General features: G+C 57.3%; 23 protein-coding genes and 4 pseudogenes. 14 read left to right on the top strand and 13 right to left on the bottom strand.

Annotation, left to right across the window (positions count from 1 at the left end; all coding sequences use genetic code 11):
* Nucleotides 1-23: 23 nt before the first annotated feature.
* From ACY4LX_RS18340 to ACY4LX_RS18370, 7 genes are all read right to left on the bottom strand, one after another.
* Nucleotides 24-572 (bottom strand): PqiC family protein, encoded by a 549-nt coding sequence (locus ACY4LX_RS18340; protein ID WP_463257352.1) that lies wholly within the window; start codon nucleotides 570-572, stop codon nucleotides 24-26.
* A gap of 17 nt (nucleotides 573-589) precedes the next feature.
* Nucleotides 590-2,245: a PqiB family protein gene (locus ACY4LX_RS18345; RefSeq protein WP_149661990.1), complete on the bottom strand. Its 1,656-nt coding sequence runs from the start codon at nucleotides 2,243-2,245 to the stop codon at nucleotides 590-592.
* Nucleotides 2,226-2,873: a paraquat-inducible protein A gene (locus tag ACY4LX_RS18350; protein ID WP_463257353.1), complete on the bottom strand. Its 648-nt coding sequence runs from the start codon at nucleotides 2,871-2,873 to the stop codon at nucleotides 2,226-2,228. The genes ACY4LX_RS18345 and ACY4LX_RS18350 overlap by 20 nt, the downstream gene beginning before the upstream one ends.
* Nucleotides 2,870-3,466 (bottom strand): paraquat-inducible protein A, encoded by a 597-nt coding sequence (locus ACY4LX_RS18355; RefSeq protein WP_463257354.1) that lies wholly within the window; start codon nucleotides 3,464-3,466, stop codon nucleotides 2,870-2,872. Before ACY4LX_RS18355 ends, ACY4LX_RS18350 begins: the two co-directional genes overlap by 4 nt.
* Nucleotides 3,467-3,660: 194 nt before the next feature.
* Entirely contained in the window at nucleotides 3,661-4,962 is a 1,302-nt protein-coding gene (locus ACY4LX_RS18360; RefSeq protein WP_463257355.1) for an NAD(P)/FAD-dependent oxidoreductase, read from the bottom strand.
* On the bottom strand, nucleotides 4,959-6,047 hold the full coding sequence (locus tag ACY4LX_RS18365) for a polyamine ABC transporter substrate-binding protein (protein WP_463257356.1): 1,089 nt from the start codon (nucleotides 6,045-6,047) through the stop codon (nucleotides 4,959-4,961). Before ACY4LX_RS18365 ends, ACY4LX_RS18360 begins: the two co-directional genes overlap by 4 nt.
* 85 nt (nucleotides 6,048-6,132) lie before the next feature.
* Nucleotides 6,133-7,491: a glutamine synthetase family protein gene (locus ACY4LX_RS18370; RefSeq protein ID WP_149660741.1), complete on the bottom strand. Its 1,359-nt coding sequence runs from the start codon at nucleotides 7,489-7,491 to the stop codon at nucleotides 6,133-6,135.
* A gap of 161 nt (nucleotides 7,492-7,652) precedes the next feature.
* On the opposite strand from ACY4LX_RS18370, the gene ACY4LX_RS18375 reads away from it, so the two are divergent.
* The 5 genes and pseudogenes from ACY4LX_RS18375 (at nucleotide 7,653) to ACY4LX_RS18395 (ending at nucleotide 12,457) form a co-directional block, all read left to right on the top strand.
* The gene (locus ACY4LX_RS18375) at nucleotides 7,653-8,561 is read left to right on the top strand and encodes a helix-turn-helix domain-containing protein (RefSeq protein WP_463257357.1); all 909 of its coding nucleotides are present in this window, start codon (nucleotides 7,653-7,655) and stop codon (nucleotides 8,559-8,561) included.
* 201 nt (nucleotides 8,562-8,762) lie between these two features.
* The gene (locus ACY4LX_RS18380) at nucleotides 8,763-9,065 is read left to right on the top strand and encodes a hypothetical protein (RefSeq protein ID WP_463257358.1); all 303 of its coding nucleotides are present in this window, start codon (nucleotides 8,763-8,765) and stop codon (nucleotides 9,063-9,065) included.
* Between the two features lie 278 nt (nucleotides 9,066-9,343).
* Nucleotides 9,344-10,528, top strand: a complete 1,185-nt coding sequence (locus tag ACY4LX_RS18385; protein ID WP_463257359.1) for an FAD-binding domain — start codon at nucleotides 9,344-9,346, stop codon at nucleotides 10,526-10,528.
* 85 nt (nucleotides 10,529-10,613) lie between these two features.
* Nucleotides 10,614-10,751, top strand: a pseudogene (locus ACY4LX_RS18390) (anti-sigma factor); the annotation flags it as partial.
* A 338-nt stretch (nucleotides 10,752-11,089) separates the two neighbouring features.
* Entirely contained in the window at nucleotides 11,090-12,457 is a 1,368-nt protein-coding gene (locus ACY4LX_RS18395) for a DegQ family serine endoprotease (protein WP_463260615.1), read from the top strand.
* Nucleotides 12,458-12,699: 242 nt separating this feature from the next.
* On the opposite strand, the pseudogene ACY4LX_RS18400 reads toward ACY4LX_RS18395, so the two are convergent.
* Nucleotides 12,700-12,906, bottom strand: a pseudogene (locus ACY4LX_RS18400) (transposase); the annotation flags it as partial.
* A gap of 55 nt (nucleotides 12,907-12,961) precedes the next feature.
* Between ACY4LX_RS18400 and petA the strand changes: the two are divergent.
* The 3 genes from petA (at nucleotide 12,962) to ACY4LX_RS18415 (ending at nucleotide 15,088) form a co-directional block, all read left to right on the top strand.
* Nucleotides 12,962-13,558 carry a ubiquinol-cytochrome c reductase iron-sulfur subunit gene (gene petA, locus ACY4LX_RS18405; RefSeq protein WP_463257360.1) on the top strand — a complete coding sequence of 199 codons (597 nt, stop codon included), beginning with the start codon at nucleotides 12,962-12,964 and terminating at the stop codon, nucleotides 13,556-13,558.
* Nucleotides 13,559-13,992: 434 nt separating this feature from the next.
* Nucleotides 13,993-14,511, top strand: coding sequence for a peroxiredoxin family protein (locus ACY4LX_RS18410; RefSeq protein ID WP_463257361.1), 519 nt, complete (start codon nucleotides 13,993-13,995; stop codon nucleotides 14,509-14,511).
* A gap of 112 nt (nucleotides 14,512-14,623) precedes the next feature.
* The gene (locus ACY4LX_RS18415; protein ID WP_463257362.1) at nucleotides 14,624-15,088 is read left to right on the top strand and encodes a DUF2254 family protein; all 465 of its coding nucleotides are present in this window, start codon (nucleotides 14,624-14,626) and stop codon (nucleotides 15,086-15,088) included.
* 172 nt (nucleotides 15,089-15,260) lie between these two features.
* On the opposite strand, the gene ACY4LX_RS18420 is transcribed toward ACY4LX_RS18415, so the two are convergent.
* Complete coding sequence (locus ACY4LX_RS18420; RefSeq protein ID WP_463257363.1) at nucleotides 15,261-16,508, bottom strand: cation:proton antiporter; 1,248 nt, start codon at nucleotides 16,506-16,508, stop codon at nucleotides 15,261-15,263.
* 134 nt (nucleotides 16,509-16,642) lie between these two features.
* Here ACY4LX_RS18420 and ACY4LX_RS18425 point away from each other — a divergent pair, with 134 nt between their 5' ends.
* From ACY4LX_RS18425 to ACY4LX_RS18450, 6 genes and pseudogenes are all read left to right on the top strand, one after another.
* Nucleotides 16,643-16,912 carry a cation:proton antiporter domain-containing protein gene (locus ACY4LX_RS18425; RefSeq protein ID WP_463257364.1) on the top strand — a complete coding sequence of 90 codons (270 nt, stop codon included), beginning with the start codon at nucleotides 16,643-16,645 and terminating at the stop codon, nucleotides 16,910-16,912.
* A gap of 274 nt (nucleotides 16,913-17,186) precedes the next feature.
* Nucleotides 17,187-17,716, top strand: a pseudogene (locus tag ACY4LX_RS18430) (hypothetical protein); the annotation flags it as partial.
* Nucleotides 17,713-17,961 (top strand): hypothetical protein, encoded by a 249-nt coding sequence (locus tag ACY4LX_RS18435; RefSeq protein ID WP_463257365.1) that lies wholly within the window; start codon nucleotides 17,713-17,715, stop codon nucleotides 17,959-17,961. The pseudogene ACY4LX_RS18430 and the gene ACY4LX_RS18435, both read left to right, overlap by 4 nt.
* Nucleotides 17,962-17,964: 3 nt before the next feature.
* Nucleotides 17,965-19,122, top strand: coding sequence for a glycoside hydrolase family 15 protein (locus tag ACY4LX_RS18440; protein ID WP_463257366.1), 1,158 nt, complete (start codon nucleotides 17,965-17,967; stop codon nucleotides 19,120-19,122).
* A complete protein-coding gene (locus tag ACY4LX_RS18445) occupies nucleotides 19,049-19,801 on the top strand; it encodes a glycoside hydrolase family 15 protein (protein WP_463260616.1) in 753 nt (250 codons plus the stop codon). Before ACY4LX_RS18440 ends, ACY4LX_RS18445 begins: the two co-directional genes overlap by 74 nt.
* The gene (locus ACY4LX_RS18450; RefSeq protein WP_463257367.1) at nucleotides 19,798-20,355 is read left to right on the top strand and encodes an ROK family protein; all 558 of its coding nucleotides are present in this window, start codon (nucleotides 19,798-19,800) and stop codon (nucleotides 20,353-20,355) included. Before ACY4LX_RS18445 ends, ACY4LX_RS18450 begins: the two co-directional genes overlap by 4 nt.
* Here the strand turns inward: ACY4LX_RS18450 and ACY4LX_RS18455 are convergent.
* From ACY4LX_RS18455 to ACY4LX_RS18470, 4 genes and pseudogenes are all read right to left on the bottom strand, one after another.
* Nucleotides 20,300-20,527: pseudogene (locus ACY4LX_RS18455) on the bottom strand (DUF6388 family protein); the annotation flags it as partial. The gene ACY4LX_RS18450 and the pseudogene ACY4LX_RS18455 sit on opposite strands and share 56 nt — an antisense overlap.
* Nucleotides 20,528-20,593: 66 nt before the next feature.
* A complete protein-coding gene (locus tag ACY4LX_RS18460) occupies nucleotides 20,594-21,778 on the bottom strand; it encodes a D-alanyl-D-alanine carboxypeptidase family protein (RefSeq protein ID WP_463260617.1) in 1,185 nt (394 codons plus the stop codon).
* 140 nt (nucleotides 21,779-21,918) lie between these two features.
* Nucleotides 21,919-23,304, bottom strand: a complete 1,386-nt coding sequence (locus ACY4LX_RS18465) for a sensor histidine kinase (protein WP_463257368.1) — start codon at nucleotides 23,302-23,304, stop codon at nucleotides 21,919-21,921.
* Nucleotides 23,282-23,962 (bottom strand): response regulator transcription factor, encoded by a 681-nt coding sequence (locus ACY4LX_RS18470; protein WP_348122794.1) that lies wholly within the window; start codon nucleotides 23,960-23,962, stop codon nucleotides 23,282-23,284. Before ACY4LX_RS18470 ends, ACY4LX_RS18465 begins: the two co-directional genes overlap by 23 nt.
* Nucleotides 23,963-24,409: the final 447 nt, after the last annotated feature.

The raw sequence follows: 24,409 nt of genomic DNA on the forward strand, positions 1-24,409 counted from the left end.
GGTTCATTGCAGAGCAGGTATTTTCAGAGAGGCGCCGGGCAACCCCGTTGCGTGGCCGCCGCTTGACTGATCACCGCAGCCAGGCGTTTGACGTTGTTCTGCTGCGCCGTCACCAAATCCTCAATGGAAGGCCCGGACGGGGTCTGCAACGTACTGCGGCACGTCACCAGCGAGTTATCGCCGGCCCCTAATGGCCGCAGGCGCCATTTGACGTCGATCAAGCCGTACTGGCCGGGAATCGAGTCGAAACGCTGCACATCCACCCGCAAAGACACCTTGCGTTGGGAATTGGCGTTGGACAGTTGATCCACCAGCGCACTGCGCAACTCATCCGACAGGCTCGCGCCCCACCAATCGGTTTCAAGGATCGCCAGACCGCTGTTGCCCTGGCGAATGACGATCTGCGGCCGATCGACCTGGGGCGGCACGCTGATGCCTTCGATCTTGATTTCGTCGCCATTGCCCCTAGCCAGTTGCGCCGGGGTCAGGGTATGAAAGTGAATCGGGTCGCTGCGACACGCCGCGAGCAGCAGCAACGCAGCGACCAGGGTGATCTTCGGCGAAAAAGCCATGGGTGTTGCTCCTGTGGTCAGTTACGCGGTGGCCCTTGCAGGTCGGCCGGCGCTGCATTGTCGGGGCGCCCGCGAATCAGCGATTCCGGGTGCCGTCCCAGGTAATCCGAGAGCTCACGCAGGGAACGCGACATGCGTTTGAGTTCGTCCAGGGTCTGGGTCAGTTGTTCCCGTTGCGGCGAATCTTCGGCGAGGGTCGAACTGGCCGAATTCAGGGTCTTGCTGACGTCCGCCAGGGTCGTCTGCACGCCGGGCAGGGTCTTGGCGTTGAATTGCGCCAGGCCTTTGCGCAACTCGACGAGGTTGCTGTCGAGGTTGCTGGCAATCCGTTCCACCGGCAGTTGGTTGATCTTGTTGACCATGGCCTCGAGTTTTTCCTGCAATTGCTCGAGGCTGCCGGGGATGGTCGGGATGCTGACCGGCCGCGCGTCCGGATCGAACTTGACCTTCTCCGCTTTCGGGTAGAAATCCAGCGAGATGTACAACTGACCCGTCAGCAGATTGCCGCTGCGGGCCTGTGCGCGAAGGCCGTTTTCGATAAACGTGCCCATCAGGCGTACGCCGGCGGCTTCGTCATTGGGGTCATGCATCAACGCCTTGATCATTTTGGTATGAGCCTGGCCGAGGCGTTGCGGGTAAATCACGATGCCGACGTTGACCGGGAAGCTGCGTTTCTTCTCGTCGAAATCCAGATTGATCGCCACCACCTTGCCGATTTCCATGCCGAGGAATTCCACCGGGGCATCGACCTTGAGCCCGCGCAGGGCCTGGTCGAAACGCAGGCTCAGGTACTGCGCCTTGCCATTGGGCGGGGCGAGGGCGGTGGTCTGGTCGTCGAACAGCTCGAAGGTCTTATCCTCGGCGGCGGGTTGATCGTTGGGGCTGTACTGCGGGGCGATGAAGGCGATACCGCCCACCAACAGCGAGGACAGCGATTCGGTCTTCACCGCGAACCCGTTGGCGCCGATGTTCAGGTCGATGCCGCTGGCGTTCCAGAACCGGGTGTTTTCGGTGACGTAGGCGTCGTTGGGCGAGTGCACGAAGACTTCAAGATTGACCCCTTTGCCGTCCGCATCCAGCGCATACGCCACCACTTGGCCGACCGGGATCTTGCGGTAGTAGACCGGCGAGCCGATATCCAGCGAACCGAGATCCTGAGAGTGCAGGGTAAAGCGCTTGCCCGGTTCGCCGTAGGTGATCGGCGGCGGGTTCTCCAGGCCGGTGAAGTTTTTCGCACGACCGTTGGCGTGACCGATATCGGCGCCGATGTAGTCGCCGGACAACAGCGTATCGATGCCCGAGACCCCACCCGCGCCGATGCGCGGGCGCACCACCCAGAACTGCGAGTCTTCGCGGGTGAAGGTTTCTGCCTGTTTGGCAAGTTTGATGGTGGCATCGACACTCTTCTGGTCTTTGCTCAACTCCACGTCAGAGACATGCCCGATTACCACGTTGCGGTACTTGACCTCGGTCTTGTTGGCGGTCAGGCCGTTGCCGGTCTTGAAGGTCACGACAATGGTCGGGCCTTCTTGCATGAGGCTGTGCACCACCAGGGAAATCCCCACCAGCACGGCCACGATCGGCACGATCCACACCAGCGAAACGCTGAAACGGCGAGTCTTGATACTGGCCTGTCCCGGGGCTTGCGGCCCGTCAGTGGCTTGCGACTTCATCCGTGACCTCCTCGTTATGGGGCGCTTTATCCCAGATCAATCGTGGGTCGAAACTCATCGCCGAGAGCATGGTGAAGACCACCACCAGGCCAAAAAACAGAATGCCGGGACGCGGCTCGATGTCAGCCAGGGCCTGGAATTTCACCAGCGAAGCGACCAGCGCGACCACGATGACATCGAGCATCGACCAATAACCGATGACCTCGACGAAACGGAACAGCTTCGAGCGCTCCTTGCGCGCCCACAGGCTGTCGCGCTGAACGGTGATCAGCAGCAGCGTCAGGGCGACGAATTTGATGCCGGGCACGGCGATACTGGCGATAAAAATGATCAGGGCAATGTCCCAGGCTCCGGCCTCCCAGAACTCCAGCACGCCGCTCATGATGGTGCTGTCGGCACCGGCACCGACCATTTTGGTGTTCATCACTGGCAACAGATTGGCCGGGACATAGAACGCCAGCGCGGCGAACAGGTAGGCCCAGGTCCGGGCCAGGGAATTGACCTTGCGCCGATGCAACGGGGCGCCGCAGCGTTCGCATTCCTGAGGATCGTTGGTCATGTCGCAGGCCATGCCGCAGCTGTGACACAGGCACAGGCCCAGATCGCTGGCGACCGGCGGCGTTGTCATAGCTCGTCCCACAGTTCACGGATATCGCGCCCGGCAATGCGGATCATCATCAAGCTGAGAATGGCCAGGGCGAACAGGCCGATGCCGGGCAGCACATCGAGCAACCCGGCGAGTTTGATCACCGCGACCATCGCTCCCAGCAGGCAAACTTCCAGCATGCTCCAGGGCCGCAGGGTTTCCAGCCAGCGCATGCTGAAGCGAAACCCTGGCGCGCGCTGATGGGCGAGGGCGAAGCTCAGGACCCAGATCAACAGGACCAACTGGATAATCGGCGCGATGATCATGGCGATTGCCGCGACCATGGCAATGAACGTGATGGGCCCAAGGCTCAGGGCCAGTACCGAATCCCACAGCGTGGCGCTGTTTTTCAGGCCTTTGAGGCTGATACTCATGACCGGGAAAAAGTTGGCGAAAATCCACAACACCAGCGCCGTGAAGGTCAAGGCCAGGCGCTGCTCCAGCGTCAGGCCGTTATACCGCTGGAGCACGCCACCACAGCGGGTGCACAGGGTTTTCTGATGTTTGGCGAGCGTGACTTTTTCATACACGCAGTCGCAGTGCTCGCAGATGATCAACGGGTCAGTCGTGGCCATGGGTCGCATTCGCAAGGAAGTCAGAGCACCTCCTCAATATAGAAGTGCCTTGCGATAGAGCAAATCGAAAGGCGGTTCAAAGGGATGCGACGACCCAATGTAGGAGCGAGGCTTGCCCGCGAAGGCGTCCGTAAGATCGCCTTCGCGGGCAAGCCTCGCTCCTACAAGATCGGGTTTTCACCAAGACGAAGGTGTCAGCCAAGCATCTCGCGCAAGCGATACCAGAGCATGCCCAGCGCCAGCAGCGGTGAGCGCAGGGCGCGGCCGCCAGGGAAGGTCATGTGCGGCACGGCGCCGAACACATCGAAGCCTTTGCTGTGGCCGGCGTGGATGGCTTCACCCAGCAGCTTGGCGCACCAGTGGGTCACGTTCAGGCCATGGCCGGAATAACCCTGGGCGTAGAACACGTTCGGGTACTGGCTCAAGCGGCCGACCTGGGGAAAACGGTTGGCCGAGATGCCGATCTTGCCGCCCCATTGATAGTCAATGCGCACGCTGGCCAGTTGCGGGAACACCTTGAGCATGGCCGGGCGCATGTAAGCGGCGATGTCCGAAGGATCGCGCCCGGAATAGTGACAGGCGCCGCCGAACAGCAAGCGCCGGTCCGCCGAGAGCCGGTAGTAATCCAGGCCGACTTTCTGGTCGCACAGCGCCAGGTTCTGCGGGATCAACTGTGCGGCGACTTCTTCTGACAACGGTTCGGTGGCGATGATGTAGCTGCCCGCCGGCAGCACCTTGCCGCTGAGTTTCGGTTCCAGTTCTTCAAGATGCGCGTTGCAACCCAGCACCACGCTGCCGGCGCGGATCGTGCCGCCGGCACAACGAACCTGCACGGTGCTGCCATGGATCAACTCCAGCACCGGACTTTGCTCGAAGATCCGCACGCCGAGGGACTCGGCCAGACTCGCTTCGCCCAATACCAGGTTGAGCGGGTGCAGATGCCCGGAGCCCATGTCGATCAAGCCACCGGCATACACCCCGGAATTCACCACTTGCTGGCGAATCTGCTCAGGCCCGATCAGCCGGGTTTCATGGGCGTAACCCTGTTCGATGAGACCTTCTTGCTCAGCCTTGAACGCCGCAAACTGCGCCGTCGTGTTGGCCAGTTCACAGAAGCCCCAGCGCAGGTCGCAGTCGATCCCGTGTTCGCGGATGCGATTGCCCACCAGCGCCACGGATTCAACCCCGGCCTGCTCCATGTAACGCACGCCTTCGTCACCGACATAGCGGGCAAACCCGCTGACATCATGACCGATGCCGCGAATCAACTGCCCGCCGTTGCGCCCGCTGGCGCCCCAGCCAATGCGCCGGGCCTCCAGCAGGATCACCGATAGCCCGCGTTGCGCCAGTTCGATGGCGGTGTTGACGCCCGTGAACCCGCCGCCGATCACGCAGACATCGGCGTCAAGGTCCGAGGCCAACGTGGGGTAGGGCGCCAGGCGCTTCGCCGTGGCGGCGTAATAGGAATGGGCGTGTTCGTGGCTGTACTGATTCATTTGTTGGACTTCACTTTGCTCCAGGAACGGGTCATCAAACGCATGATCGCCTGGGGCGGGGTGGTAGAAATGTAGAGCTTGTCGAGCACCGCCTGGGAAGGATAGACCTCAGGGTTGTTCACCAACGCCTCGTCCATGTACTGCTTGGCGGCCGGGTTCGGGTTGGCGTAACCCACCGAGGCGCTGACCTTGGCGATCACTTGCGGGTCCAGCAGGTAATTGATGAAGGCGTGGGCTTCTTTGGTGTTGGCGGCGTCGGCGGGAATCGCCAGCAGGTCAAACCACAAGTTGCTGCCTTCCTTTGGAATGGCATAGGCGATGTTCACGCCGTTCTTCGCTTCCTTGGCCCGATTGGCGGCCTGGAACACGTCGCCGGAGTAACCGAACGCCACGCAGATGTCGCCGTTGGCCAGGTCAGAAACGTACTTCGACGAATGGAAATAGGTGATGTACGGCCGAATGCTCATGAGCTTGGCTTCAGCTTTTTTGAAGTCCTCGGGGTTTTCGCTGCGTGGGTCCATGCCCATGTAGTTGAGCACCGCCGGGAACACTTCATCCGCCGAGTCCATCATCGATACGCCGCACTGGCTGAGTTTCTTGATGTTCTCCGGCTCGAACAGCACGGCCCAGGAATCGATATGGTCGATGCCCAGCACTTGCTTGACCTTGTCGACGTTGTAGCCGATGCCGTTGGTGCCCCACAGGTACGGCACCGAATGCGCGTTCTCGGGATCGTTTTTCTCCAACAGCGTCAGCAGTTTCGGGTCGAGGTTCTTGAAGTTGGGCAGTTGCGAGCGGTCCAGTTTGAGGAACGCCCCGGCCTTCACCTGGCGCGCGAGGAAGTGGTTGGACGGCACCACCACGTCATACCCGGTGCGGCCGGCGAGCAATTTGCCTTCCAGGGTTTCGTTGGAATCGAATACGTCGTAGATCACCTTGATCCCGGTTTTGCCCTGGAAGTCGGCGAGGGTGGTTTCGCCGATGTAATCGGTCCAGTTGTAGACGCTGACCTGTGGCTGAGCCTGGGCACCGGCACTGAACAGGATCGCCAGCGCGACCGGAACCACGGATTTCAATAGACGCATTCGACACCTCTTTTTGTTGTTGGATGATCGTTCCCACGCTCTGCGTGGGAATGCAGCCCGGGACGCTCTGCGTCCCTTTGCCGGATTAGACGCTCAGCAGCAGAAACTCCCGCTCCCAGGAACTGATCACGCGCTTGAAGTTTTCATGCTCGGCGCGTTTCACGGCGACATACCCGCGCACGAATTTGCTGCCCAGGTAACGCCCGACGGTTTCGCATTCTTCCATCTGGCTCAGGGCGTCTTCGATGGTGATCGGCAGGCGCAAGTTGCGACGTTCATAGGCGCGGCCCTGCACCGCGGCGCTCGGCTCGATCTTCTCGACCATGCCGAGGTAACCGCACAACAGGCTCGCGGCAATCGCCAGGTACGGATTGGCATCGGCGCCCGGCAAACGGTTTTCCACGCGCATGGCGTCCGGGGTGGAGGTCGGCACACGCAGGCCGACGGTGCGGTTTTCTTCGCCCCATTCAACGTTCACCGGTGCCGAGGTGTCCGGCAGAAAGCGGCGGAACGAGTTCACGTTGGGCGCGAACATCGGCAGCACTTTCGGGATGTACTTTTGCAGGCCGCCGATGTGGTGCAGGAACAACTCGCTCATCTTGCCGTCGGCATCAGCGAAGATCGGCTGACCGGTGACGATGTCGACCACGCTCTGGTGCAAATGCATGGCGCTGCCCGGCTCGTCGCCAATCGGCTTGGCCATGAAGGTCGCGGTCACGTTGTGCTTGAGCGCCGCTTCGCGCAGGGTGCGTTTGAACACGGTGATCTGGTCGGCCAGGTCGAGGGCATCGCCGTGGCGGAAGTTGATTTCCATCTGCGCCGGGCCGTCTTCGTGGATCAGCGTGTCGAGGTCCAGGCCCTGGAGTTCGCACCAGTCGTAGACGTCTTCGAACAACGGATCGAACTCGTTGGCGGCGTCGATGGAGAACGACTGCCGGCCACTTTCCGCTCGACCGGAGCGGCCCAGGGGTGCCTTGAGCGGCAAGTCCGGATCTTCACAGCGCTGGGTCAGGTAGAACTCCATTTCCGGCGCGACAATCGGCTTCCAGCCCTTGTCGGTGTACAGCTGCAAGACTTTCTTCAGCACGTTGCGCGGCGACAGTTCGATCGGGTTGCCGAACTTGTCGAAGGTGTCGTGGATCACGATGGCGGTCGGCTCGATGGCCCATGGAATCACATACACCGCGTCGGCCACGGGTTTGCAGACCATGTCGATATCGGCCGGGTCGAGCAGGTCGTAGTAGATGTCGTCGTCGACAAAATCCCCGGTTACTGTTTGCAGAAGCACACTTTCCGGCAGGCGCATGCCTCGCTCATGCAGGAACTTGTTGGTGGGTGCAATCTTGCCGCGAGCGATGCCGGTCAAGTCGCTGACCACACACTCGACCTCAGTAATCTTGTGATCTTTCAGCCACGTGAACAGCTGATCGAAAGGGACATTCATAAAGACCTCGTTATTGGTTTTGGTAACGCCGGGGAGGGCGGTCGCATCCGACAGACACTTCCCCTGAAGCGCGTTGACGACTATCTTGGGCGAGCCTTGCGGTTCCATCTATCCACTTTAAGCAGCACCAAAACGCACCAAACGAGTGCGTAAGGTCACCCATGACAGTGTGCAATCCGTTACAAGTCCAAGCGTTCAATACCGCCGATGTCACCGAGCAAATCCGCGCCACACCGGGCTGGGTGCAGCATTACCAGCAGATGTCGCCGGGGCATTTCGCCGGGCTGGTGCGTTATCTGGACCTGCAAGGCGTAGAGATTTACGAAGAACACATGAACACCCGGGTCGAGCAGAATTTCAGTGCGCCGCAGGGATCACTGGCGTTCTGTTTTGATCGCAGTGACAACTCGCTGTACGTGCTGAATGGCGAAAGTCGCAACATCTGGATCACCCCGGAGAACTATCAGGAGATCGCCGTGGTGTTCGGTCCTGAGTTCGTGCAGCGCCATGGCTTGAATGTGACACGGCTGGAAGGGTTGTTCATGTCGCCGCTCAATTGCCAGCAGAACGCGCTGTTCAGCCGCTGGTTAAGCGGGACCTTGACCCGATTGGCACAAACCCTGGACCCGCCCAGTCGCGAAGCCTTGACCCTGCAACTGCTGGAAGACTGCCTGTACATCCTCGACAACGCCTGCGTGCGTCTGGATCAGGGCGGGTTGCAGCGTCGGGCCGAGGAGCGGACGATCATGAAGCGCGTCGGCGAATGGGCCGCCGATGCGCCGGAAGAAACCCTCAACTTGCTCGAGCTTTCCCAGGTCGCGGGGGTTTCGCTGCGTCAGTTACAGCACGCCTTCAAGGCCTTTACCGGGATGACACCGACCCATTGGTTGCGCTTGCGCCGGCTCAATAGTGCGCATCGCGAATTACTCAGCCGCACAGCGATGCAGACCACGGTCGCCGAAGTGGCGATGCATTGGTCGTTCTGGCATTTGGGGAGGTTTTCCAGCAGTTATTACGCGCTGTTCAAAGAGTTGCCGAGTGAGACGCTCAAGCGTGGCAGTCGAGTGTAACTAAGCCGGCAACTAGTAATTGCCTGTAGGAAGCATCCTGCATATGTAGCTCGATGTTTCCAGGCTGATCGACTTTCGAATTTATTTCTTTGCGTATCAAGCACTTAGAGATTGCGCCAGGCATTTCTATTGTTTGACGAGGCACCACGGTCATCTAGCTTCTGTTCGTCGCTATCGACATCAATGAACCGAGGCAAACGTATGTCTGTTGTGTTGAAAGATTCAGAAAGTAGTAATGATCTTCCCAAAGCTGTACTGCATCTGATCTCGGGTAAATATCCGGGTGTGGCGCGCAGTGCCGGGGTGTTTACCAAAGAAGATGTCATCAAGATAAAACAGTATGTGAAGAAAGGTTTGTCACTGCCGAGCGAACTGCCGGAAGTCGAGTCGTACCTGAAATACACCAGGCTCGATATCCCCGGGCTGGAACCCAGTGATATCCAGGTGTTATTCAAGAAAATCCGCATACACGCCGCCAGTTGGGATGCCTTGGCCGAGCAGTAAAAGAATGACGTCCGCCACGGTGTCGGTTCAAGGAATTGACCTGACAGTAAGCGTTGCTTGCCCAATGCACCAAGTGACGGTTACGCCAGTACTAGGAGCCTCAAAACATCACTTGGCAGGCCTGCCGAATAATCGCCTGGTGGGATATGGATCGGGATGCGGTCCGGGAAGGTCTAAATAAAATACTTCACAGAGCCCAACACTGTGCCGTCAAGAGTTCTCTACCATTACGAACGCTGAATTCGGTCTGATCACAGTTAGGCTTGGAGGAAACGGACATGAGAGTTGCGATCAACGGTGCAGGCATCGCCGGTCCGACACTTGCATATTGGCTACGTGAATCCGGTCACAACGTGCTGCTCATCGAGGAGTCATCACAGCTTCGCAGTGGCGGCTATGTGGTTGACTTCTGGGGAGTCGGCTACAACATCGCCGAGAAGATGGGCCTAATCCCGCTAATCAGAGAGATGGGGTATCAGGTGGAGGAGGTTCGATTTGTAGATAGGCACGGACGAAATAGCGGCGGTTTCCCGGTCGACGCCTTCCGCCGCATGACAAATGGTCGCTTCACGAGCCTACGGCGCTCCGACCTTGCCGCTACGATTTACCATGCAATGGAAGGAAAGGTCGAGACGATTTTCGGCGACTCCGTCGCGAAGATTGAGGACGATGGTCGCTGCGTATGCGTCAGCTTCGATCATGCCGCCCCGCGAGAGGTCGATCTGGTCATTGGCGCGGACGGCTTACACTCGCGCGTGCGCCAGCTCGCGTTCGGACCCGAGGCAGCGTTTGACGTCTCGCTCGGTTATCACGTCGCCGCATTCGAGATCGAGGGCTACCAGCCTCGCGACGAGCTCGTTTACGTCAGTCACGGAGTTCCGGGACGACAGGTTTCTCGATTCTCCTTGCGCGACGACAAGACGCTCTTTCTCTTCGTTTTTCGCGACGAATACCTGACCGCCAGGGAGTCTATGACAGCGCAGCAGCAAAAGGCCACGCTAGCGAGCGTATTCGCCGAAGCTGGGTGGGAGTGCCCCCAAATTATCGCGGCAATGAGGGGGGCCGATGACGTCTATTTCGACCGCGTCAACCAGATTCAAATGGACCGCTGGACAAAAGGCCGCACGGCCCTGGTCGGTGATGCCGCGGCCTGCGTCTCCCTCATGGCTGGCGAGGGTACGGGGCTAGCGATGGCGGAGGCTTATGTGCTGGCAGGCGAGCTTCATCGTTGCGGGAATGATCACGGCGCAGCCTTCGCTCGCTACCAGGAGCGTCTGATGCCATTCCTAAAGCGCAAGCAGGAATCGGCGGCGAGATTCGCGTCGTCTCTTGCTCCAAAGAGCGCGTTCGGCCTTACTTTTCGCAACCTTGTCTCGCACCTATTGCGGTTCCCATTCGTTGCAGAGGTCCTCTTTGGCCAAGACCTACGCGACGATATAAAGCTTCCCGACTATAAACTCTAGCGGTGGGCTGGGCCGTTCAATATGTGAAACAAGTACAGAAAAGAGCGGAGCCCTAGTTATACAGGACGCTACCCCAATGGCCTGGGCTACCGTTGCCGTTTCACGGCATCTGACCACGCCCAAGGGTGAGATGATGGTTACCATGGTGGGGGAGATTCCGATTGGCACTGCCGAACGGATTGCGCTGTCGATGCGCTCGCAAGACTCTCAAGTCAAGCATTGAGGCGTAGGAAAGTGCTTGCTGGTGTACGCCGCTGTTGTACGGTACGAGGTCTGAAATGCCGGATCCGTGCCCAAGAGGCTGACATGCTTGGTCAATATCACGGTTTGCAAAGTCGGCAAGAATTTTCTATAGGTCAGTCCCAACAGGGGCTGGCTTCGCTTGTCGTACGAAAATTAAAAAAACAAGTCAATGCATGAAAGTTGGCCGCAATCTATTGCAGTGTCCGGTTTTTTTGCGTTTTCTGGTCGCTATTGCTTAACCATGCTCGTCGCTACAGGAGCCATATTATGTCGATACCACGCTTGAAATCTTACCTTTCTCTGTTTGCCGCGGTGCTGATGCTCGGTCAGGTAGTCTCGGCCCAGGCAGAAGCTCTGCCCGATTTCACGGAGCTTGTCGAGACAGTCTCGCCGGCCGTGGTGAATATCAGCACGACGCAGAAATTGCCTGATCGCAAGATCACTTCAGAAAATATGCCTGACCTCGAAGGCTTGCCGCCGGAGATCCGCGACTTCTTCGAACGCAACATGCCGCGATCACCACGAGGAGATCGCCAGCGTGAAGCGCAGTCGTTGGGCTCAGGCTTTATCATTTCCGCCGACGGTTATGTGTTGACCAATAATCATGTGATCGCTGACGCTGACGAGATCACGGTCCGGTTGTCCGACCGCAGTGAGTACACCGCCAAGCTGGTGGGCACCGACCCGCGGACCGATGTCGCGTTGCTGAAGATCGACGGCAAAGGGTTGCCGATCGTCAAGTTGGGGGATTCATCGAAATTGAAGCCGGGTCAGTGGGTGGCGGCCATCGGTTCGCCGTTCGGCTTCGATCACTCGGTCACCAAGGGTATTGTCAGCGCCATGGGCCGTTCCTTGCCCAACGACAACTACGTGCCATTCATCCAGACGGACGTAGCGATCAACCCGGGTAACTCCGGTGGGCCACTGTTAAACATGGCCGGTGAAGTCGTTGGCATCAACTCGCAGATATTCACCCGTTCCGGTGGCTTTATGGGCCTGTCGTTCGCGATCCCGATCGATGTGGCGCTGGATGTGTCCAACCAGTTGAAGAAAGATGGCAAGGTCAGTCGTGGATGGCTGGGGGTGGTCATTCAGGAAGTCAACAAGAACCTGGCTGAGTCCTTCGGTCTGGACAAGCCGTCCGGTGCTCTGGTTGCCCAGGTGCTGAAAGACGGCCCGGCGGCCAAGGGCGGCCTGCAAGTTGGTGATGTGATTCTGAGTATAAACGGTCAGCCAATCGTTATGTCTGCCGACTTGCCACACCTTGTAGGTGGCATGAAGGACGGTTCCAAGGCCAGCCTGGAAGTCATCCGTGAAGGCAAACGCAAGACTGTGGACGTGATCGTGGGATTGCTGCCGGATGAAGATCAGGAGGTCAGTCCCAGCACCGGCGGTGCTGAGCGCAGCAGCAACCGCCTGGGCGTTGCCGTGACCGACCTGACCGCCGAGCAGAAAAAAAGACTCGACCTCAAAGGGGGCGTGGTTATCAAGGAAGTGCAGGAAGGACCTGCAGCGTTGATCGGCCTGCAGCCGGGCGATGTCATCACCCACCTGAACAACCTGGCGATTGGCAATGCGAAGGAATTCACTGAAATCGCTAAGGCGCTGCCGAAGAACCGTTCGGTTTCCATGCGGGTGCTGCGCCAGGGTCGAGCCAGCTTCATTACCTTCAAGTTGGCCGAATAAACCGACAGCCGGAAAGAAGGGCGGTCGTTGACTACCCTCAGGCTGATGACAACCCCCTGCTTACGAGCAGGGGTTGTCGTTACTGCGCTTTGGATAGTTAATAGAGCAGGCCCTTGGGGATTTGGGCGTTTACGTCAGCAAACGACTCCAGCCTGTCCAGCAGCCGCGCCCATCAATGCCTGGGGAAAGCCATACAGGCGTAAAAAAACCGCCAGCAGCCGGGCAATCTTCTTGATGTTCTGTCAGGCGGCAGCCAGCAGGCACTGCCTCATTACGTTGCTCAGTCTTCTAAACCGCGCATAGCGATGCCAATGCAGCTCTTTGGCGTCGGCGACGCTACGCTCGACCGTTTCCTTACGCCGGTCATAGATACGTTTGCCTTCCGGCGTCAGTCGGTGCTGCTTTATGCGCTCCTTGGCTTCTTCCCCAACAGGCCTGACGACCACCTCAAACCTTAGAGGTCTACTACAATAAAATAAGTACTTGGTAGGACTGATAGGATAGTTGAGCAATGACGTCATGAATGCAGGTCGGCGTCGCTTCTTGGTGGCTGCCACGTCCGTGGTAGGGGCTGCCGGGGCGGTGGGGGCAGCGATCCCGTTTGTAGGATCGTGGTTTCCCAGTGCCAAGGCGAAAGCAGCTGGTGCACCGGTGACAGTCAATATCCGCAAGATCGAGCCGGGCCAGCAATTGATTGCCGATTGGCGTGGTCAGCCCGTGTTTATCGTCCGTCGTACACCAGAAGTTCTTGCGACTCTCAAGAAAATTGAAGCCCAACTGTCCGATCCCGACTCGAAAAAATCTATTCAGCCTCCTTATGTCGATCCCGAGTTACGCTCAATCAAGCCGGAGATTCTGCTGATCATCGGTATATGCACCCACCTGGGTTGCTCGCCAACCTTCCGGCCTGAGGTGGCACCGGCTGATTTGGGTAAGGACTGGGTAGGTGGCTATTTCTGCCCTTGCCATGGTTCCCGCTATGACCTCGCCGGGCGCGTATTCAAATCGCAGCCGGCACCCTTGAACATGCCTGTACCTCCGCATTCGTACATGTCGAACGAGCTTATCGTCATCGGTGTCGATCAGGGGAAAGCGTCATGAGCAAGTTCATGGATTCGGTTAACAGTAGACTGTTCGCAGGCTCTGATGATCTACGCTGAGACGAATATGTCCGGCACCTGTAACAGCCCCATACACCGAAGCCCAGGCCTCGCGTTGATGGGTGGTATGCTAACTTCCGCCTGGCTGAAGCGGTCGAAGACCTTATGTAAGTTGTCCTGTTCGAAGCCGGTGCCGCTGTCGATGTCGATGTCGATGTCGTGTAATTGCGCCATGTACCAGTGTGGCTCAGCCGCACTCCGAAACTACTATTTTTGGACATAAGCGACGACCGAGTGTCGAATCACCTCCCTCGCTTCATCTGCACACCCCCAACGGCTCATCTTCACCCAGTTGCCCCCCCCCAACGCACAAGCACGTCTAACATCAACAGGCACACATCGAAACTCCATAAGCCATCTCTGGGATTACTCAGAATGAAAACGCCCTTCACTATTTTATTCGCGCTTGGGCTACTGGCCCCGGTTTACGCTTGGTCTCAGCTCTCCAGCAGCCCAATTCCAAACTTTACGGCGACTGTGCTGACAGGCGAAAAAGTCAGTTCAGCCCAATTGATCGGCCAACCGACGATACTGATAGTTACGCCAAGCACAGAGGCTGCGACGGACACCCGCCTATGGGCCGAGGCGCTGCGTAAAAATGTAAACCAGAGTGAGGTTCGTATCATTGATGTGCTTGCGGTCGACCTTCCTTTTTTCATGAGTGAGGAAGATGCCATCGGCCGGGCGAAAGAGAAAATCCCGGCGCGCTATCAGGACCAAACTTGGATTTTGAGTAAGTCAAACCTCGAGACCGCTTTGAACATCCCGAGCAGTAGCGCCAAAGCATTCGTATTTGTTTTGAACACTCAAGGGAACATTCTTGCCCGCGTCGAGGGCAAGCCGAACAATGCCAAGCTTATGGAAATAAAACAGGCTCTTCGCTCGATCAAGTAGGAAGAATTTTGTTGGATGCAGGATCATTCATTTGAGGTTGGCGAATTGGACCAATCGTCAGTAACGTTTTTGTCGAGCGCCACGCAGGAGAAAGCCAAAGCTACGGCCAAGCATGCCATGGTTGTTGGTACAAACCAGAAACTCGACCGAAGACGATACCAATACTTCAGCAGCAACGTTTTCAAGGTATTTCATATCGGTCTCGATCCAGGCAGATCAGGTCGTGGCGCGAGTAGGTCGCGAACTCGACGGCGGAATCGACAGCTTGTTTGCGGGCGACTTTGGAAGTCCCGGTTCTGAAGCCTCAAAACCCGTAATCGAAGCTAACCTGCCAGCAGTGTTCGCTGGCGACGCTGCGGTGGTGAGCGCCTTTGATGACGGCTATCTCCAACTGATCGATGCTGACGTCCTGATGGCGTTGGCCATCAAGGATGATCTATTGATTCGGCTTGAGCGCCGGCCTGGGCATTACCTCATTAAAGGCAGGGCGATGCTAACGGTATGGCCTGCTGAGCGTGTTACTGAAACCTTGCGCCGTCGAGACGCGCTATACAGCCACAACACTCAGGCTGCGTGAGGTTCGGTGCTGACAAAACGATGCGTTTTGTTTTCAGATAGATCAGATGTGTTTCGAGTTTATATTTAATTCCTGCGATGTCAGACCATCGGTTCAAATAACATGTTGCGAGCGATGCCGACCAATTTAGTAAAACGCGAATCCATCCTCTTTTATCGAGCTGAACATTCGATCAGCGGTCTGCTACATCGCAGGGAATCACCCTCTTTACCAATTTACCTACGGATACACCCTGTACCAGAATGGAAAAAGCCACAACCTGGTACGTCAGGGCCACCACAACATCGCGAGCTTCGCCGCGGGGCAGCGACAATGCCAGTGCCACAGATATTCCGCCGCGCAGCCCTCCCCAGGTCATGACACTCCAGGCGCCTTTGGGAAGCTTGAAGCGTTGACCTAAGACTGCAATCGGAGCCCCGACCGTCAGCAATCGAGACAGGAGAGTCAACGCTATGACCATCATGCCCGTAGCGAGCAGTGGACTTGAAAACTGAATCAGAACCACCTCCAAGCCGATGAGCACAAACAACACGGCGTTCAGAATTTCGTCAATCAACTCCCAGAACATGTCGAGATTTTTTTCGGTCTGCTCGGACATCGCGTGGGATCGCCCTTGATTTCCTATGATCAGTCCCATTACCACCATTGCCAGCGGTCCGGATACATGCAGGTGCGTCGCCAAGGCATAACCGCCGAGCACAGCAGCCAAGGTAATGAGGACTTCTTCCTGATAGCTGTCGATGCTCTTGAGCATGCGATAAGTGATGTAACCGAAGGCGGCGCCTAAAAGGATGCCTCCCCCCGCCTCTGTCAATAAGAGTTGCGATGCGTTGCAGATTGACGGTATGTCCCCGCTTGTGATGATCGCCAGAATTAGCGAAAACAGGACGACGCTGACGCCGTCATTGAACAGAGACTCTCCCGAGATCACCAATTCAACACTATTTGGTGCGCCCGCTGACTTGAGAATGCCCATTACAGCAATTGGATCGGTGGGGGAAATCAATGCACCGAACACCAAACAGTAGGAAAGCGGCAACTCCAAGCTGGTCAGGGATAACAATCCCCAGAGCCCGAAGCCTATGAGCAGGGTCGATAGTGTGGTCCCGATCACTGCTAAAGATGCAATCTGCCATTTGTAGGCACGCAGCTCAGACAAGTCGATATGCAGTGCACCAGCAAATAGCAGCAGCGACAACATGCCTTGCATTAACAACTCGGAAAAATCGATGGACTCGACCAGCGATTGCTCCAACGTGTGCAAGGCGTGAAAACCCAGCGCGTCGGATGCCATGTTTATCAATGACAAGCTCAAGGCAATAGCCATTACGCCGATGGCGGAGGGTAGCCCCACATAACGACGGTTGAGGAAGGCAAGCACAGCTGTGATGCAGAAGAAAGCCGCAATAGTGTCCAGCATGGCCTGATGACTCCATTTCAAAGGGCAATTATTTCGTCCGAAAGAAATTGCCAGCGGACAGATAGATCCTCTGCCTATGAAGCGTAGGCAAACCGCGTCCTGCCACGTCGTTTTTAGTCTGACTGGTCATATTGGTGACGTTGTTGACGCGTTTACTGACGGGTGGAGATCCGATTGCGGTCATCGGGCGGCGCGCTCGGTTACCCAAAGGTTCCTGGAGTGTGCTGACCTGGGGTGGCCTTCGCGGCGGCATATCGGTGGCACTGGCGTTGTCGTTGCCGCCAGGAGAAGCTCGCGATTTGGTGGTTTCCCTAACTTATCTTGTCATGGTGTTTTCCATACTGATCCAAGGTATGTCCATAGGTATATTGGTCAAGCGAGTGATTCCATGCGGCAAAGGATGAAGGCCAAACCGTAATCCCCATGGCGGCTCTGTGTATAGGTTTTTGTTCGATTTGAACTATTGCGTGCGTCGCCAACTCAACCACATTGAGGTTCATCCATATACCACAGACCTCGCGGTACCGAATGGACGCTGGATGATGTGGCGTGTCGCTTCTCTGCCGTCCCCATGGCCCCTCATTGCCGCGAATACGCGGTGATCGAGCAGTTGCAACGCAGAGGAGCATGAAGATGCAAATCGGCATGATAGGACTCCGCGACGCGTGCCATAGCAGCGCTGATCAGGGTTGGCTGCACTGTGGGCCGCATGGTGCAGGTCACTTCGTCAAGATGGTGCACAACGGGATTGAGTACGGAGTAATGGCCGCCTATGCCGAAGGGCTGAATATCCTGCACCACGCGAATGTCGGCTCGCGCGAGCACACCGTCGATGCGGAGACGACGCCGTTGCGTTGCCCCACTCACTATCAATACGAGATGGACCTGCCGCAGATTGCGGAAGTCTGGCGGCGCGGCAGTTTGATCGGTTCGTGGCTACTGGATCTCACCGCCGCGGCTCTAGCGGCTGACCCCACGCTGGGCGGTTATGAAGGCCGTATATCGGATTCCGGTGAAGGACGCTGGACGGTGCAAGCGGCCATCGACGAAGCCGTGCCTGCACCGTTTTGAGCGCGGCGTTGTATGCCCGCTTCGGCTCGCGCGGCGATGCCGATTTCGCCAACCGCGTGCAGTCAGCCATGCGCCATGAGTTCGGCGGCCATGTCGAGAAGCCCCTTCAGGATCCCGCCGGCGGAGACCTAAAATGAACTCTGACCTCACCGATTCGCACATGCAGTCCCCATATGAACGGCTGTTGACCGACGCGATAAACGACGACGGCGCGCTATTTGCTCATGAAGACACCATCGAATCATCCTGGGCGGTTGTCGCCCCTGTGTTGGTCGATCCACCCCCGGTGCACCTCTATGTCGCGGGCTCATGGGGCCCGCCAGCTGCGGACCTTTTCATGTCCGCTGATGGCGGCTGGCACAACCCCGAAAAGGCGAGCTGAATCGTGCCCTTGCGCATTGAAGATTACGCGATGATCGGTGACTGCCACACCGCTGCGCTGGTGGGCCGCGATGGTTCGATTGATTGGCTATGCTTGCCTCGTTTCGACTCGGGCGCCTGCTTCGCCGCCCTTTTAGGTGGCCCAGAGAACGGTCGCTGGTTGATCTCGACACGCGATGAAGCCACGAAAGTGAGTCGTCGCTACCGCGAAGGCACGCTGATCCTGGAAACAGACTTTGAGACAGCGTCGGGTGCCGTGCGCGTGATCGACTGCATGCCGCTGTCAGACGAGCGGTGGGACGTGTTACGCATCGTCGTGGGCCTGCGGGGACGCGTCGCCATGAACATGGAACTCATCATTCGTTTCGACTATGGCTCCATTGTTCCCTGGGTGAGTCGGAGCGACGGTACGCTGTTCGCGACTGCCGGGCCAGACACAATCGAGTTGCATACACCGGTGCACACGCGCGGTGTGCAAATGACTACGCGGGCCGATTTCGAGGTTGGCGCCGGTGAACGTGTACCTTTCGTGCTCAACTACCGGCCGTCACACGAGCCCGTTCAACAGGTCATCGACGCTGAAAGCACGCTTGTGCAGACCGAGCACAACTGGCAGGACTGGTCACGGCGCTGTCGTTTCGAGAGCCGTTGGCAGGAAGCGGTGCTGCGTTCCTTGCTAACGCTCAAAGCGCTCATCTTCCAGCCCACGGGTGGCATCGTGGCGGCGCCAACCACCTCACTGCCGGAGCACCCCGGGGGTGTGCGCAACTGGGACTACCGCTATTGCTGGCTGCGCGACGCGACCTTCACGTTGAACGCCTTGCTGCTCGCCGGCTACACCGGCGAGGCGGAGGCTTGGTGCGGCTGGCTTCTGCGCGCCGTGGCAGGCAGCCCGGCCGACATGCAGATTCTGTACAGTGTGACCGGCGAGCGCCGGCTGCAAGAGAGAGAACTCTCTTGGCTGCCCGGCTATCTGCAGGCTGCGCCGGTTCGCATCGGCAACGCAGCGGCTGAACAGTTCCAGCTAGACGTTTATGGTGAGGTGATGGACACCTTGCACCTTGCACCTGGCGCGCGCGGCAGGGCAGGTGCAGTTGCCGCATGCCTGGGACATCCAGCGAGCCTTGCTGGACTTCCTCGACAGTCATTGGCAAGAGCCTGATGAAGGCATCTGGGAGGTCCGTGGGCCGAGGCGCCACTTCACCCACTCCAAGGTGATGGCTTGGGTCGCCTTCAACCGCGGGGTCAAGGCCGTCGAACGCTACGGCCTGGAAGGTCCGGTTGAGGCCTGGCGTCGTACCCGTGACCAGATCCACGCGCAGGTGTGCGAAGCGGGGTTCGATGTGAAGCGCAACTGCTTCGTTCAGCACTACGGCAGCACGGCGCTCGATGCCAGCCTGCTGCTGATTCCACTGGTGGGCTTTTTGCCGCCGGACGATCCCCGTGTGAAGAGCACGATCGCCGCGATCGAACGGGAACTGGTCGTTGATGGCCTGGTGTTGCGCTACCGAGTCGATACCGCGACGAGTGTCGATGGCCTTCCTCCTGGCGAAGGTGTCTTTTTGCCCTGCAGTTTTTGGCTAGCCGATTGCCTCGCTGTCATCGGCCGTCGCGTCGAGGCTGAAGCGCTGTTCGAACGCCTACTTGCGTTGCGCAACGACGTTGGCCTGCTGGCCGAGGAATTCGATCCCCGGAGTGGTCACATGCAAGGCAATTTCCCGCAGGCGCTTAGCCACATGGCGCTGGTAAACACCGCACACCTGCTTTCGCTGGCGCCGGATCAGATCGATGAATCGAGCCGCAAAGGCGAGCGTCCGGTTACCGCTAAGGAAGTGCCATGAGCACTCCGCGAAAGTCAGTTCAACCGAAGATCCTCGTCGTCGATGTCGGCGGTTCACACATCAAATGCCTGCTCAGTGGCGAGACGACTCGGCGCAAGTTCAAATCCGGGCCAAAACTCACACCGCAGCAGATGGTCGCCGGGATACTCAAGATTACCGCCGACTGGCGTTTCGATGCGCTGTCGATCGGCTACCCCGGTGTCGTCACTCAGGGCGCCCCGGCGCTGGAGCCGCACCACTTGGCGCCAGGGTGGGTCGGCTTCGATTTCGAGGAGGCGTTCGGCCTGCCGGTACGTATCGTCAACGATGCGGCAATGCAGGCCCTCGGCAGCTATCGGGGCGGTAAAATGCTGTTCCTGGGCCTGGGCACCGGCCTGGGGTCCGCGCCGAGAGTTCGGCATTGCATCAAAGCGGCAGGGATAGGCGCGATTAATCGTTTATTCCATTCAGGTGGCAATAATCGTTCCAGTCCATTTCTACCATTTCTGCGACTTCACGATGGAACTCCAGGGTCAGGCATTTCAGTTCTTCGGGAGATTCAGATATCAGTGTAAGCGTCAACTCCCACACCTCTATTCCCAGACGTATAGCCTCTTGTTCAAAGGCTGACTCAATACACATTTTTTTTTCGTCTTGACTCAGTCCCTGGACAGCATTATTAAGCGATGAGTCGCCGTTGAAAAATTTGGAGAGCGCTAATTCTCTTCGTAAATCATCTGAGTTCATCAGTTCTTCCAGTCTTGTGAGACGTCCAGGATTTTTGCCTTGGCGTGGTATGACGATCGACCATCGTCAGGCAGTTTCAGTCTCCTCGAACCAACCGAGAATCATTTGAGTAAAAAACAAATGCACCGTATCCCACCAGCGTGTCCACCAACTGCCTGGCTCACCGTCCTCAAGTGCTATCAAGGGCCGGCTCCCCAGTTTTTTTCCAGCATCGTACAGTTCCAGTTTTCCAAGGACGGTGCCCATAGCGATAGGTGCTTCGAGCGGTCCATCAATCTCTATGCGTGTCTCTAAATCCCGATTTTTATTCTTGGGCAAGGTGAGGGTCATGTCGTCCAGTAATCCTAGAGCGATCGATCGATTTTTACCTTTCCAGAGCGCAGACCACGTGAGTATTTCCCCGGCTTTTTTGTAGGTTTGAGTGTCGTAGAAGCGAAAGCCGTAACCCATGAGTTTTTCTGTTTCTGCTGTGCGCTTCAGGGTACTGCTAGCACCGAAAATCACACTGATCAAACGTCGCCCGCTTCGGTGGGACGAAGCCACCAGGCAATAGCCAGCCGCCTCGGTATGGCCGGTTTTCAAACCGTCGAAGCTTGCGTCGCGCCATAACAGTAGGTTGCGGTTGGCTTGGCGTATTCCATTCCAGGTGAAGTGTTTTTTGGCGTATAGCCCGTAGTAATCACTACCTTCACTGATGATCGCTCGAGCCAATGTTGCCATGTCCCGGGCAGACGAATAATGCTCTGGCTCAGGCAACCCTGTGGAATTCATGAAGTGCGTGTTGGCCATCCCCAGAGTAGTCGCGGTCGAGTTCATCATCCCGACGAAGACGCCTTCCGTTCCGGCCACATGTTCGGCGAGCGCAACGCTTGCGTCATTTCCCGAGTCGATGATCACCCCACTAAGCAAGTCGTGAACCGAAACCGAACTGCCGGGATCAAGAAACATGCGTGAGCCGCCGGTACGCCAGGCATTTTCGCTGACCGTGACCATGGCATCAGCGTTCATACGCCCGGCCTTGATCTCACGGCTGGTGACAAATGCCGTCATCATCTTCGTCAGGCTGGCTGGCGGTAGACGCATATCACTGTTGTGGCTGGTAATGACGGTACCTGTTCCAGCATCGACCAGTATCCAGGCTTTAGCGCCGAGCTTCGGCGCAGCAGGGATCATGGCCCCTCGAGTGTTATTGTCAGCCAGAGCAGGGCTAGCCCAGGCGAGCGGCGCTGTTACACAGAGAGCAGTGAGCATGAGCAGGAACAACAGGTATTTCACAAGCAGAAGACCTTGGGGCAGCAGAAAGTGCCGCCAAGCTAGCCCCCAGGGCAGGGGGGCTCAAATTAAGCTGGATTAAGTTAAATTTAATATTCGGTCACCGATAAGGGCGTAGATCAGTCGGAAACCATCGGGCAATGAATCAAAACACGGGTGCCAAGACCGAAGGCGGCGGGCTGGATATCCAGCGAGTAGCCATGCAATTTCACAATGGCAGCGACCAACGATAACCCGAGGCCGTGGCCGGGCTGCATGCTGCTAGCTTCCCCTCGATAAAGCCTGCGAATGACATGTGTACGGTCCGCCTCGGGAATCCCGGCCCCATCATCGGCAACCTCGATGATGACTGTTGAATCCTTGATGCTACCGCGCAATGTGATATGCCCGCCCACTGGCGCAAACTTGATGGCGTTATCCAGTAAGTTGACCAGCGCTTCGAACAGCAACGATGAGTCGCCATACAACCTGGGCAAGTCATCGGTAATTTCCAGGGAAAGAGTCTGAGAACGATCCAGCGCCAGAGGTTCATAAAACTCATGTGCCTGTTGCAACAGCGCCATGATCGGAAAAGGAGCAAACGCCGAGCGGCGACGGATATCGTCGAGTTCGGCAACCCGAAGCAGTCCTTGAAAGCGCACCATGATCGATTCGCTTTCTTCAAGGGCCTGATTCAATGTGTGCTGGTGATCACTGTCCAAGGGCAATTGCTGAAGCTGATAAAGCCTTGCACGCAACCGTGTCAGCGGCGTTCGTAGATCATGGGCGACACCATCGCAGACGCTCTTGACCTCATGCATCAGTTGCTCGATATGATCGAGCATCGTATTCACGGCGCTTGCCAGCATATCCAGCTCATCACGGCGGGCGGACAGGGGCAAACGCTCTGCCAAGTTGCCTGAAACGATACTTTCCGTACAAAGCTGAAGTCGTTTGACACGACGCAACGGTCGGCGTCGCAACAAACGCCAGCCAATTAACCCGGGAATCAGTGTTAACGAAAACCCCCACATCAAGGCCTGCTCAATAATCCCGCCCACGGCAGAAATAGAGCCGCCATCACGCGCCAGAATAAGCATATGCCCGTCGGGGCGGCGTGCTAACAGCGCATAGCTGCTTCTGGTTTCTTTGTCGGGCAACGCCATACTCAGTCCGCGCTCAAGATAATGAACCTTGCCATCATCGGGCAGACTGGAGCGCAGTTTGAGCAGGTCTCCGGCAACGTGTTGCCCATCGGGTGCGAACAATCCGTAAGCATCGATCCCCGGCGTTGAATAGGCTTCACTGGCAGCCAGCTCCTTCACCAGTTTTTCATCATCTATCTTTTGATAGTAATGGGCTCGCTGCAGTAATGTTCGCTCTGCAACGGTTCCTAGATAGTGGGAGATTTCCCAGTACAACACCCCTGTAAAGAGTGCTCCCCAGGCCACAAAAAAAAGGGCGTAGAAACCGATCAGTCGACTGCCGGATGAGCGCCATTCCTCAGTCTTTGGTAGCAAGGACATAACCGGCACCGCGTATTGTATGTATGGCAGGAGTTCCTTCATCGCCTTCAAGCTTTTTGCGCAGCCGACCGATGTGGACATCTATGATGTTCGTCCCTGGGTCGAATCGATAACCCCAGACTTCTTCAAAAAGCATGGTGCGGGTGACCAGTTGGCCGGCACTGCGCATCAGGTAATTGAGCAGTTTGAATTCGGTTGGCAGCAGCAGGATTTGTTCGTCATTTCGAGTCAGTTTGTGTTCGACCAGGTCCAGTCGCAGGTTTCCGCAACTGAGTTGCGGATGGCTTGCATCTGTGCTGGTTCGCCGAAGCAATGCGTCAAGACGCGCAACCATCTCGATAGCAGAGAAGGGTTTGGTCAGATAGTCATCGCCGCCCGCGCGGAGCCCTTGGACGCGCTCATCGACATCGGAAAGCGCACTGATCATCAAGACGGGCGTCTGAATCCCCAGACTACGCAACGTACTGACAATCGTCAGTCCATCAAAGTCGGGAAGCATCCGATCCAGGGTAATGGCGTCGTAACCTCCTGCAATCGCCAGGGCCAGGCCGTCTCGTCCGGTAGCGGCCCATTTTGAACTGAACCCATGGCGTTGGAGTTCAGCAATGATGACTTCCGCCGTCACCTTGTCGTCCTCTATGACCAGCGCGCAACTCATAACTTCCTCCATTAATACCTGTTTTCGGGCAATTGCGACGCAATGTCGACAGCCAATGCAGGCGTACCCTAGTGACCAACGATCCCGCCGAACATTAAATATTTCTTAACCCACCTTAACCCCGTCGCCCGTTAATGCACGGATATATTCGCCACAACAACGGATCACTCGCACTCAGAGGATGAAAGATGTGACCCCTTATCTGGCTTTCTTTTTACTGACGTTCGGCTTGGTGTGTACCTACGCGACATGGGCCGCAAAGACGACTAGCTGGGAGTAACGGAATCGGCGGCTGAATTGTCTGTGTGATAAGGCACGTAAGTACTTGTTGAAATCGTGCAGGCCAGCCCGTTAATGAAAATTAACAACGAGATATGTGGGGTGGCGTACAGACCTGATTTTGAACGTGGGGAATAGTCAAAGGTGAGGTACGAGGACTACGGCATG

The organism is Pseudomonas sp. Emmai (assembly GCF_055179735.1).